Genomic DNA, 12,413 nt, shown 5'->3' with positions numbered 1-12,413 from the left:
GATATTTTTAAGTAAATAATACTGGGAGAGGAAAAAGGGAAAATATACAGTTGTCTGGAATTTCGCTAATTCATTCTAATGTATTGTTTATGAAAAAAATATAAGGGTATCAGCCCAAAAGGAGAAAAATATGGCTCAAATTAAATTAACTCCAGAAGATCTACGTGCTTCAGCACAACGCTATGCACAAGGTTCTCAAGAGATCGATCAAATCCTTACTACTTTGACTCATGAACAACAGGTCATCGATGCAAACTGGGATGGATCTGCATTTGATAGCTTTGAAGCACAATTCAACGAATTGTCTCCAAAGATCAAACAATTCGCTCAATTGTTGGAAGACATCAATGGTCAATTGATTAAAGTTGCTGATATCGTTGAACAAACTGACCAAGATATCGCTGCACAAATCCATTAAGATAGTCTTGGAGGTGATCTTACTTCTCGTAGGTAGATCACCCTTTTGTCTTTTGATATATAGAAAATAGGGGTTAGGTCCATCCATCCCTAACCCCTATTTTGTATTTATGATTAGAAAAAGGAAAAGGTATGGAAGTTAAAAATAAAAAATGGTTAAAATACATTGGTCAGAGTGCTGTTGTTCTCCTTTTGATGGGGGCTGTGGTCGGTCTCTATACGACTGTTCAAAAGGATCAAAAACAAAATGAAGCTAAAACCGTACAGACAACAGAAAACACCAAGCTCAATATTGCAGTTGTCAATGAAGACCAAGCGGTTAAGCTAAATGGTAAAGAATACAATCTTGGTGCCAGTTATGTGAAAAATATCGAGCGAGATAATTCACAAAGCTGGTCTGTACTGCCACGTGGAGCTGCTGAATCTGGTCTTGCAGATGGAAAATACCAATTGATGATTGTTATTCCAAGTGACTTTTCAGAGAAAGTTCTTGAAGTGAATGCAGTCAACGCGGAAAAGACTACAGTCACTTATAAGGTCAATGCTGCTGGAAATTCACAGGTTGAAAATGAAGCAAATAAAGTAGCCAAGGATATTGTTTCGGACTTGAGAAGCCAGTTGGTAGATATGTATATGGTCAGCATTTTGAGCAACCTTTATACAGCTCAGAAAAATGTGGAGACGAGTAACAAAATTCAGTCAACGAATATTGGTTCTTATCGTAGCAATTTGTTGGACTCAGCTTTGGATTCGAAGAATATTTTCCCGAGTCTCTATAGCTTGTCTACGTCATCGGTGGAATCCAATAATGCCTTAAAGACGGTACTGGAATCATATACGCAGGCTTTTGATCAATTGACTCAATCTCAGAATCAGTATGGTCAAAATTTTGATGCTCTTGTAAAACAACGCTCTGAAGATAAGATTAGTTACGAAGACTTCATGAATCAACTGATGTCTATGAACCAATCAGTTCTCAGCGAGAATACGAAGGAACTATACAAGAATCTTCAACTGAATCAGGAAAATCTTACGAAGCAATTAAACCAACCAGTTGAGGGTGATGCTTCAGGAACGAAGACTTACGCAGGTTTAACCAAAGATGTTAATGATCGTGTTGCAGATCTAGAAAAAGGCATCAAGGCGGAGCGTCAAAAGTTAGAGGATCATGAAAAGAACATCGACACTTCTGTGAAAGAGAAACTCTTGGGCTACTATGGTCTAAAGGAAGGAGAGAAGGTTACCCTTCGAACCTTATTAGGTAAGTCAAGTATTGAAGTGATTAGCAAGGCACGTAAGGCTGCTGATGAGGAGATTCAAACTGCGATTGAAGCACTTCCAGGTTTGGATTTAAAAAGTTTCGATCTGAATAAGTATGGAAATCTTGATACAGCGATTGATTTTGATGGAAGTTTTGCAGCTTCCCTGGGAACTCCAAAAGGAAGCGCAGATAATTTGAAGAAATTAGCGCAGGAAGTGGATGCCAAATCAACTGTTATCGCGAATATCCTCAATGCAAAAGCCGGGAAACAGAAGGTTAGTATTCTAGCTCCGGCAGGGATTAAAATAGACTCTTGGACCTATGACGGCAATTCTTACGCTGGTGGAGCTGAGCAGGAAGTGACGATTCAGGATGATAAAGAAATAGCCATTCAATTCAGTGAAGATGGGGCTCCAATTCCAAGTCCTTCAGAGATAAAAATTATTGTGAATGGTGTTGTTTCAACTAATGTAACTGTGTCAGCAGAAGACTTGAAAAAAGCTGTAGCAAGTTATGCAAGTGAAGCAAGTAAAATTGCCTTAGCTTATCAGCATGCGCAAACGTTGATGAATGCTTACTATCCAAAAGATAGTAAAGGAGAACGTCATTCAATCTATGATCCAATTGAAGATATCGATTTGACTGACGCCTTGACTGATATTGTGAAGACAGCTGTTGTAAACAATATCAAAGATTATCGCACAAGCATTGAAAAAGATGAATCAGGGGACGAAACTAAGAGTGTCAAAGCACAGCTAGATGGTACTCTCCAACGATTGCAAGATTTAGGTCCACAGTTGCAACGTAACCTTGAAGAGATTGAAAATAGTAACAACGAGTTGACTAAAAACATCAATGATCAACTGCAACAATATGCAGATCTCCAAAAACGCTTAGAGAGCATCTCGAATGCTCAAGAATCAAGCAACCTTGCTCAAACTAAGACGGACGTGGACTTGTCGGCTCTTGGTTCGGAATATACATCATTGTTGAACTCAACTGAAGGGGTAAAGACCTCTTCGCGTAGTAATGTAGATGCCGCAAATTCAACCAATGAAATCTTTAACCAATTGAACAAGGAATTACAACGAGCGCAAGGTACCACGGAGAAATTGTCTAGTAATGCAGAGAGTTTGATGAGTGAATTTGATAAGGAATTGTCTGAAAATGGGAACTTCGTCGAAGCCTTCCGTAAAGTCTTCAACAATGCCTATGAAAATGGAGTGCCAAATGAAGTCTTGCTTGACTTCTTGTCAAATCCAGTTGCAGAGAAATCTTCTTCTGTGAAAGCGACCATCAATGTCTACCGTCCATTTATCTGGATCTTTATGTTGGAAGTCTTGAGCCTCTTTACAGCTTATCTCTTTGCGACGCAACCAATTATTCGCAAGGTGAAAGACCGTTTTAAATTGGATCGTTTGCAAGAATCGGATCTCTTAACTGTCGGTGTCCTTGTAGGACTTTCCCTTATCCTTGGACTTGTGATCGGAATGATTTCAAGTATCCAACTCTCTGTTGGTCGTGAATATGTTCCTTCGTGGGTGTTACTAGCAGTATTGGCGGGGTTTGTATTGGTACAACTGCAATACCTTCTCTTGAAACACTTCCGTGTGATTGGAATGGGACTGGCCTTCTTCATGTTGATCAGCTATGTCTACCTATCAAGCGCGATCGGAACGACTGCGACCTTGTCGGGCCTTCCAGCATTTGTGAAAAATATTAACCTCCTCTCTATTCTAGAAGGACAGTTTGCGGGTTACTTTGATGGACAAACAGCTGGATTTACCGTCTTCTTTGGATTGTTGGTTTTCTTCGGCCTTTTGACTGTTGCCAACATCTTCCTTCCAAAGAAGTTTACTCAAACAAAGGAAATTGAATCAAGCTTATGAAAAAAATGATGTATCTTCTCTTTGTCTTTAGTCTCTTGCCAGTAGCTGTTGTTTCTGCAGATGATTTTATTGATAATCGTCTGCAGGTCAACAACTCACGTCTTGAGACAGAAGAGGAAAAGACACTTGGTGGCCAATTGGATGCCACTGAGTCTCTTTTCAATGAGAAGGATCAGAAAAAATTAGCAGATGAAAAACGCAAGCAAGAGAAACAATTGACCGATTCAGACGGCCAGTTGTTTTCTGCTATAAAGGGAAAGAAAAAAACAGAGCCTGAAGCGGACCTGTTCCAGCCTGAAAATCAAAAATTATCTAAATTCGAGTCCAATGTGGAGGACAATTCGGCCAGCTTGGCGGATTTTATTCCAGCCTTGCAAATGTTGGCTTGGAGTGCTCTTCTCTTTGGGATTGCTGGCTATATTTCCTATCGAATCTATAGAAAAGAGGCCTAAATGGAGCAACATATCAATGTCACCTTCCGTATGAATGGTGCAAGCCATGACCTCCGAATCCCAACGCGGATGGAGGTGCGACGCTTGATTCGGGAATTGGATCAGATCTTTGGATCTGCCATGGAGCCTAGAAGCAAGTATCAGTTGCGCGTGGTAAATAAAGGCATCTTGCTGGATGAAGGCAAGGTGGTACAAGAGTATCCGATCACAAGTGGTGATCTGATCGAGATTGAGGAGTGGTAAGGTGAAAGAAGAACAATTTACACTGGAAGAACAAGTCTTCCGTTTTGAAAAAGAAGAAACGAGCTGGCGGATGGACCTCAAGCGTTCAGAAGTGGATAGCCAGGATTTACGCAATTTATGGATTTTGGATCTCCATCATCCCTTGTTTTTAGAGCAAAGCATGACGGCGGATCAAGACCAGATTCATCTGACCTATCAGACAGATGCTCTGGGCTTGAGTGATGAAGAAATCCAGGTATTACCAGTATCAGACCGTCTGCGTCTAACTATTAATGTCTTAGATTTGGCGCCAGCCTTGGAGCTTCCGGTGACCTTTATGTTGCATCCCGTCAATTTGTTTGTGACCAAGGATGCACAAGTCAAGATCGCTTACCGCGGGGTTCCGGGAATAATGGTGCCACGCAAGTGGGATCAGGATGAATTCTTGCGTCAGGCCAAGTGCTATGCGGTCACTCTTTTTGGGGACTGGGATTTCATGGAGCTCTATCAAGGCACGCTTGAATTAGAAGATCTGCCAGAGTTCTTGGTGGAAATCCGTGATGCGGCTAGCTTAGAAGAGATGAAAGCTCTTTTAGAGAAAGCCTACCAAGAACGCAAGGAAGAGGAAGAAAAGACCTTGACCTTGGTTTCAAGTCGTCAACACCGAATCTTTAAGTTGGCAACCGTTTGGCTTTCCGCTGTAGTGGCCCTCTTACTCTTGCCCTTGATCTATTTGGTCTTTTTCCAAGCACCCTTTAAAGAAAAGTTGCTTCAAGCGGATACAGCCTATCTCAAGGTAGACTACACCGGTGTGATCGATGAACTGGAGGGAGTAGCTCCAAGCAGTCTTCCAACGACACAGAAATATGAGTTGGCAACGTCTTATTTGCAAGGCTTGAATTTCTCAGAGGACCAAAAGAAGGTCATCCTTAACAATGTTACGCTCAAGTCAGATAGCCTCTATCTCCACTACTGGATCTATATCGGCCGTCATGACTTTACCCAAGCGCTGGATACAGCCAAGCGGATCGACGATTCAGACTTGATCATTTATGCCCTTCGTAAAGAAATCAAGGCGACACGTGATAGCGAAAAACTCTCTGGTGAACAACGCGAGAAGAAACTCTCTGAGTTAGAAGGCGAATACAAGAAATACTGGGATGCCCGCTCTAAACTCTTGGAAGCTGAGACAGATGAAACCAAAGCTTCCACTAGCAGCTCAACAACAGCTTCGTCTACAGAAGGCTCCTCAACAGAAAGCTCGTCTTCTACAACTGCAAGCTCGACTGAGTCTAGCGACCACAAGGAGTAGTCTATGAAAAAACGTATCATACTCTATAAAAAAGGTTTTCGCTATGAGCTAGCGCTAGAAGAGGGAAAAACAGCGACCGTATCGAATCAAGAAACAGCTCAGTTGACCCTGGCTTCGCAAGAAAATCCCCTTCATTTTCAATGGAGTCAAGGAGAAATCTCCTACCGGTATGGTGAAGACAAGGGCGTGCTTGAAAATAGCAAGATCCTTGGGGATGTGGTCTGCTACTTGGCGACAGGAGAAGTCCATACCTATGAACTGCTAGACAAGGAAGAAATCCTCGTAGCAGATGAAAAGGGTGCAGATGTGCGCTTGCACTATCCAGTACGCTTTCTCCTTGTGAAAAAGAGCAGACTTGGACTTGCCAGCTCTTATCTGGAAAACTCTACCATAACCATAAACTCGTCAGTGAAGCGACTTTTCCACTGGCCTTTGGGGATGAGCTGGCTATTGGAGATGTGACCTTTAAGCTCTATCCAGAAGAATTTGGCGTGGAAGGGACAGTCGAAGTAAGTCCTTATCTGGTGCCGCGTTTGCATTCACGTTATGACTTCTACAATGACTATCCAGAGTACCACCGATCTCCTCGGATTATCTACCGGAGTTCGGAAGACAAGATCTTGATCAATCCTCCGGGAGCGGAGCCTCAAAAACCATCAGATGAACTCTTGAAGTTGATCATGCCACCCCTCATCATGGTTGGGGTGACCCTCTTGATCACCATTTTCCAACCGCGTGGGCTCTATATCATCGCGACGGTATCCATGTCTGTGGTTAGTGTGATCTTTTCGGTCCAAGGCTTCTTCAAAAATCGTAAGAAATACAAAGAAGACAAGAAAGAGCGCGTGGAGCTCTACCATCTCTATCTCAAGGACAAGGCCAAGGACTTGGAACAGCTATCTCGGAAGCAGCGAGAAGGCATGTTTTACCATTTCCCAGCGATTGAAGATTTGACCAAGATGGTCAAACGCTATGACTCGCGGATCTACGAAAAAACACCGCTTCATTTTGACTTTTTGGCCTATCGTTTGGGCTTGGGCAAGGTTCCAACCAGCTATGAGCTCAAATATGGTCAGGAAGAGCGCAGTGGGAAGAAAGATGCCTTAGAAGAAGAAGGCTATGCCCTGTTCCAAGCTCACCAAAAGATCGACAATCTTCCGATTGTAGCCAGCCTTAATCGAGGACCTGTAGGGTACGTCGGCCCTCGTCCTATCGTGCTAGAGCAGTTGCAACTCCTGGTTGCCCAATTGGCTGTCTTTCACTCTTACCATGATCTGACCATTATTCCGATTATTCCAGAAGAGGAAAAAGAAAGTTGGGATTGGATGCGCTGGTTGCCCCATGCGACTCTGCAAGACATGAATGTCCGTAGCTTTGTCTACAATCAGCGGACACGCGATCAGGTCTTGAACAGTCTCAACCAGATCCTCAAGCTCCGCAAGGCGCAAAAAGAGGAAGAAAAAGCTAATGATACCAAGATCTTCCACCCTCACTATGTGGTCCTCATCACCGATGAAACCTTGATTTTGGATCATGTCATCATGGAGTTCTTCCGTGAGGATCCGACAGAGCTCGGCTGCTCCATTATCTATGTGGCAGACGTGCTCTCATCTCTTTCTGAAAATATCCAAACCGTTATCTCTATCAAGGACCGCAACCAAGGGCAATTGCTCTTGCAAGAAGGGGTTCTTCGGGAGCTCGACTTCCAATTGGACCACTTCCCTGAAGGCTATGACAAGGAAGCCATCTCGCGTGGCCTTGCCCCACTGAAGCATATCCAACAGCTCAAGAGCTCAATTCCAGACTCGGTGACTTTCCTTGAAATGTACCAAGCGGAAACTTTTAATGACCTCAAGGTCTTGAGTCGTTGGGAGAGCCATGCCCCTTACCAAAGTTTGGCTGTTCCGATCGGTCTGCGTGGAAAGGACGATTTGGTCTACCTCAATCTCCATGAAAAAGCTCATGGACCACACGGTTTGATTGCAGGGACAACCGGTTCTGGTAAGTCTGAAACCATTCAGTCTTATATCCTGAGTCTTGCCGTCAACTTCCACCCACACGATGTGGCTTTCCTCCTCATCGACTACAAGGGTGGGGGAATGGCCAACCTCTTCAAGGATCTTCCTCATTTGCTTGGGACCATCACCAACTTGGATGGTGCCCAGTCCATGCGGGCCCTAGCCTCTATCAATGCGGAGATCCATCGTCGGGAACGGCTCTTTGGTCAATATGGGGTCAACCATATCAACCAATACCAAAAGAAATTTAAACTCGGTGAAGCGACCGAACCGCTTCCTCACCTCTTCTTGATCAGTGATGAGTTCGCCGAGCTCAAGGTCAACCAACCAGACTTCATCAAGGAATTGGTCTCTATCGCGCGTGTCGGGCGTTCCCTCGGGGTGCACTTGATCCTTGCGACGCAAAAACCTTCTGGGGTCGTGGATGACCAGATCTGGTCCAACTCCCGCTTCAAGCTAGCCCTCAAGGTGGCAGACCGTGGGGACTCTATGGAGATGCTGCGGACGGCAGATGCGGCTGAAATCACTCAGACCGGTCGTGCCTACCTCCAAGTCGGGAATAACGAAGTCTATGAACTCTTTCAAACCGCTTGGTCAGGAGCAGACTACCAACCTGAGAAGGACCAGCTAGGAATCGAAGACCATACCATCTACTTGATCAATGAACTGGGCCAATACGAAGTCCTCAACCAAGACTTATCCGGTCTGGATATGGCAGAAGAAATCAAGGAAGTGCCAACAGAGCTGGATGTCATCGTGCAAGAAATCAACCACTTGCATCAACAAGAAGGCATCGCAGCTGTGGCCCAACCATGGTTGCCACCGCTCAAAGAGCGAATCACGCTGGATGAGTTGGACAAGGTCGTGCCGATCGAGGCTTGGCAAAAGCGGACAGCTCCAAGCGTCCTAATCGGGGTCGCCGATATCCCGCAAGCGCAAAAGCAAGAAGCTGTCGCTATCGATCTATCAAAAGATGGGAATATCCTCCTTTACGGAAGTCCAGGTACAGGAAAGACCACTTTCCTACAGACAGCCGCAATGGATCTAGCTCGCAAGCAGAGTCCAGAAAATCTGACCATGTACCTGCTGGATTTCGGAACCAATGGTCTAGCACCCTTGACTCAATTGCCACATGTGGCAGATAGCCTCTTGCTCGATCAGACGGAAAAAATCCAGAAATTCATCCGGATCATCAACCGCGAATTGGATCGTCGCAAGAAACTCCTCTCTGAGCATGGTGTCGGCACCATCGCCCTCTACCGTGAAGTGACCGGCAAGCAAGAGCCGACTATGGTTATCCTCATGGATAGCTATGAGTCTATGAAGGACGAGCCTTATGAGACAGATCTCTTCAAGCTCTTCATGCGGATCTCTCGTGAAGGTCTCAGCATCGGTGTGCACCTGATCATCACAGCTAGCCGTCAGAACAACCTACGGGCGCAGCTCTATTCCAACTTCAAGCACCAACTGACCTTGCCACAAAATGATATCTCTGAAGTCCGCGGGATCGTGGGAGCAACCCCACTAGCAGCTACTATGGAAGACATCAAGGGACGCGCGCTCATGAAGCGTGACGAAGTCGATGTCGTCCAGTTCGCTCTACCAGTCGCAGGGGACAATGATATCCAAATCATCAACAACCTCCGCGACCAAGTCCAAAGCCTCAAAGAGATGTGGACAGGCCAAACACCAGCAGGCATCCCAATGGTGCCAGATGAGTTGACAGAAGCAGCCTTCTATGGACGTGAGGACGTAGCAGCTTTGTTGGATGAAGGAAAAGTACCACTCGGATTGGATCTGGAAACAGTTGAGCCTGTGACATGGGAGCTCAAGAAAGGCAACCTTCTTTATCTAACAGATAAGGAAGAGCAGATGATACAATTCGTCAAACAAATCGCCCACAGTAAGCAAAAGGTGATTGTGTTGGCGCCAGCCTATAATGAATTGCCAGAGATGGAAGGTGTGACAATTCTCTCTACGAAGGAAGACTATGTAGCTGGAATCAAGAAAATGGAAGAAAATATCCAATTGAGATTGGAACAGCAGAAATCACAACATGAAGCAACGATTGTACTATACAATCAACTAGAACTTATGAATGATCTAAGTATGGATCTGCAATCTAGTCTGAACTATGTCCTTGAAAAAGGGGCGCGTGCAGGCTATGCTACAGTAGCCATGAGTGGTAGCCAGTTGAATCGAAAAATTGACGAAGTATCAAAATCTATCAAACTCTACAAACAAGCGATCGTGGCTATGCGGATTACAGACCAAAGTGTCCTAAATGTTATCAATCGACCAGTCCGTGAAGAACCACTTGATAGCCAGGTGAACTACTATGTAGAAGATGGATTTGTAAGAAAAGTGAAAGTATTAATGAAATAGAAGGGGATGGATTATGGGATATGTATTAATAATGGATACCGAGGGAAAGGAAGCTAAATTAGCCTATATTCGATCTAAGATGTCCCAAATTGAGAAAGTCATTGCTGGATTAAATGGAGTTACAACGAAAGTTGATTATGTTTTAGTTAGTGATGAGAATATTAAGGCAAGCTACCATTTAGCGGGTAAAAAATATCAAACCTTGACGGAAGATGAAGAAAACATTCTGAAGAATATTGAATCGGTTTTTAATAATAAAAGATCCACAATAATTGAGGAATTAAATGCAAAATACCGAGAGTTGCAATCCGAGGCAGCCATGTTATTATGATTTTTTGAAAAATAAGGGGAACTAATGTCAACTATTACTGTTAATGATATGACTCAACTTGCTTTGTTAGGGAAAAACATGAAGGAAGTCGCAAAAAAATATGAGTCAGGTATAGCTAATGCATATAAAAAATTCGAATTAAAAGTATCAGGAAATGAAGGAGTAGCTATTACTGAGTTTGTTAATAAGTTAAATCAAATTCAAAAGGTGGTATTCAATGATTATCCTTCTTACCTCGATGATTTTGGTTCTGTTATGGTGAATTATGAAGCTTTACTTAACGGTCTGGGATTTGAAAAGGAAGTTTGGTCGAAGGACGGAGGTGAAGGTGCAGAAGGTGTAAAAAATAAACTAATAGTAGAACAAAAAAATAAGATAGAAGCTATTCAGAAAAAATTAGATTCCTATTTTGCTACAGCTGCAACAATATTGAGCCAAGCGAAAATTTCTGTACTGTCTGAATGTCAAGATGCTACTAAAGAATTGGAACAGTCTGGTAGTACTCGAGTACAGACTGACGAAATTATTCAAGGGTATTTTGTTCAATTTTTAGATGGTTTAAAAACAGTTAAGGTAAATTTAGAGGCTATTCAAGTAGCGTTAAATCATGCACGATATCTAGGAGAGTTGGATCCAAGTGCAGTAGTTAAAGCTATTGCTGAAAAGCGGATTACTACAGTAGAGCAATTGAAAGCTATTGATGCAATTAGTGACGCAGGAGATGGTAAAATTGTTGAAGCTTTATATTCTCCTAATCCCTATAAGGATCTTGGAAAAGTAAATGCGACACATGTTAGCGAAAATATGATGACAATTGCTTATAGTTTCCTGTATGGGGAAGTAGAACGTATTCAAGAAGGTAAGACTGACTTCTCAAACTTAAAAACCTTTTTAGATGCTCTACAGGCACAGAATTCATCAGATGTAGCAACCTACACAGAAAAATTAATTAAAGGAGGAGATAGATATGGTTTATCGCTTATTGCACAAGCATTTGATAGTAAGCCAGAGTTTCCTTTAAATGGATCTGTTAAGGATTATGAGAAGTATAAAGAGGAGTTGTTGAAATCTGAGCCTGAGTTGGCTAATATACGTCACAAACTGTTCTTAGCAAACTCTTTGACGGGGTTGTTTGAAGGAATGAATGTTTATCAACTAGGAACAAACAGAATTCCTCAATCAATGGGAGAATCAGTGATAGCAAATGTTATAGATACGAAATCTCTTAACCTCACTGCTCAAGGACTAACTTTTAAATTGGTACGACATCAGGTTGGAAGTGATGGACAGGTAAATGTAAATAGTTATGACAAAGAATTTTCAGTTAGTGGAGATCAATATACAGAGAGATTACGTCAACTAAACGAGAGACGAAATAAGGCTGGACTGGAGTTTTTGTCAAATGTTATGAAGATGAGTGCTTCTGCTGCAGCAGGTCCTTATGGGCCAATGGCTGCAATGGGAGTAACTGTACTTTCAGATATCTTCACATATAAGGATGAAGTATCCGATTATGTTGATGCTGCAAGAAATAATAAGGATTATTTTTCTGGGCAAATAGCTAAACCAGCAGGTGTGACTTTGGATGCACTTCATGCTGTGAGTAAATATTTTGAAACTTCTAATGAACTAGTGAAGAAGATAGATGAAAGTAAAGAAGGTGTAAAAAATAAATTATTTGATATTGGAGGACGTTCGGTTTACCATACAGTTGGTGGGCATTATGAATACAAATCCACCAGTTTCACACCTCAATATGATCTTCAGGCAGCTTTACAGATTCATGATATGGATAGATCAGGACTAAAAGCCCCAGCATTTCATAAAGCATTGGAAGAAGGACGAAGTCCAAAAAAAGCTTTGGAGGAAGTGAAATTCTCCCAAAATGTTCTAAGAAATGAACCAAGCGATAGTGGCCCATTCACAGAAGAAGTAAAAAATTACTTGTTAGGGAAGGGAGATAAATCAATTGATCAAATAGGGAGCAATCAAGTCTGGGAGGGACTTGCTGCTGCTAGTGATAAAAATGCACTTGTTGATTATCAAAGGAAAACCTATACTCGTGAGCAGTTAGCTAGCGATTATATTGATGTTTATCAAAAAATATCAGAAGGAGGATTTTAACT

7 protein-coding genes and 1 pseudogene are annotated in these 12,413 nt (G+C 42.7%); all 8 read left to right on the top strand.

Annotation, left to right across the window (positions count from 1 at the left end; all coding sequences use genetic code 11):
* Positions 1-130: 130 nt before the first annotated feature.
* Entirely contained in the window at positions 131-418 is a 288-nt protein-coding gene (locus PCY07_RS00445; RefSeq protein ID WP_003016069.1) for a WXG100 family type VII secretion target, read from the top strand.
* Positions 419-549: 131 nt separating this feature from the next.
* Positions 550-3,567, top strand: coding sequence for a type VII secretion protein EsaA (gene esaA / locus PCY07_RS00440; RefSeq protein ID WP_301354883.1), 3,018 nt, complete (start codon positions 550-552; stop codon positions 3,565-3,567).
* Positions 3,564-4,019 carry a type VII secretion protein EssA gene (gene essA, locus PCY07_RS00435; RefSeq protein WP_014712861.1) on the top strand — a complete coding sequence of 152 codons (456 nt, stop codon included), beginning with the start codon at positions 3,564-3,566 and terminating at the stop codon, positions 4,017-4,019. The genes esaA and essA overlap by 4 nt, the downstream gene beginning before the upstream one ends.
* The gene (locus tag PCY07_RS00430; RefSeq protein ID WP_013904565.1) at positions 4,020-4,262 is read left to right on the top strand and encodes an EsaB/YukD family protein; all 243 of its coding nucleotides are present in this window, start codon (positions 4,020-4,022) and stop codon (positions 4,260-4,262) included. It begins immediately after the preceding gene.
* 1 nt (position 4,263) lies between these two features.
* Entirely contained in the window at positions 4,264-5,553 is a 1,290-nt protein-coding gene (gene essB / locus PCY07_RS00425; RefSeq protein ID WP_301354885.1) for a type VII secretion protein EssB, read from the top strand.
* 3 nt (positions 5,554-5,556) lie between these two features.
* Positions 5,557-9,956 (top strand): annotated as a pseudogene (essC, locus tag PCY07_RS00420) (type VII secretion protein EssC).
* A gap of 13 nt (positions 9,957-9,969) precedes the next feature.
* Positions 9,970-10,287: a hypothetical protein gene (locus tag PCY07_RS00415; protein ID WP_031576567.1), complete on the top strand. Its 318-nt coding sequence runs from the start codon at positions 9,970-9,972 to the stop codon at positions 10,285-10,287.
* Positions 10,288-10,311: 24 nt separating this feature from the next.
* Positions 10,312-12,411, top strand: coding sequence for a hypothetical protein (locus PCY07_RS00410; protein WP_301354889.1), 2,100 nt, complete (start codon positions 10,312-10,314; stop codon positions 12,409-12,411).
* Positions 12,412-12,413 lie beyond the last annotated feature (2 nt).

Source organism: Streptococcus sp. SP1 (assembly GCF_030440005.1).
GTDB classification, from domain to species: Bacteria; Bacillota; Bacilli; order Lactobacillales; family Streptococcaceae; genus Streptococcus; species Streptococcus parasanguinis.
This window is presented reverse-complemented; position numbering and strand designations above follow the sequence as displayed.

What these genes read in the sequence shown, in the direction of transcription:
- PCY07_RS00445 (WP_003016069.1), top strand. Translation starts at nt 131, where the DNA reads ATGGCTCAAATTAAATTAACTCCAGAAGATCTACGTGCTTCAGCACAA.
- esaA (WP_301354883.1), top strand. Translation starts at nt 550, where the DNA reads ATGGAAGTTAAAAATAAAAAATGGTTAAAATACATTGGTCAGAGTGCT.
- essA (WP_014712861.1), top strand. Translation starts at nt 3,564, where the DNA reads ATGAAAAAAATGATGTATCTTCTCTTTGTCTTTAGTCTCTTGCCAGTA.
- PCY07_RS00430 (WP_013904565.1), top strand. Translation starts at nt 4,020, where the DNA reads ATGGAGCAACATATCAATGTCACCTTCCGTATGAATGGTGCAAGCCAT.
- PCY07_RS00415 (WP_031576567.1), top strand. Translation starts at nt 9,970, where the DNA reads ATGGGATATGTATTAATAATGGATACCGAGGGAAAGGAAGCTAAATTA.
- PCY07_RS00410 (WP_301354889.1), top strand. Translation starts at nt 10,312, where the DNA reads ATGTCAACTATTACTGTTAATGATATGACTCAACTTGCTTTGTTAGGG.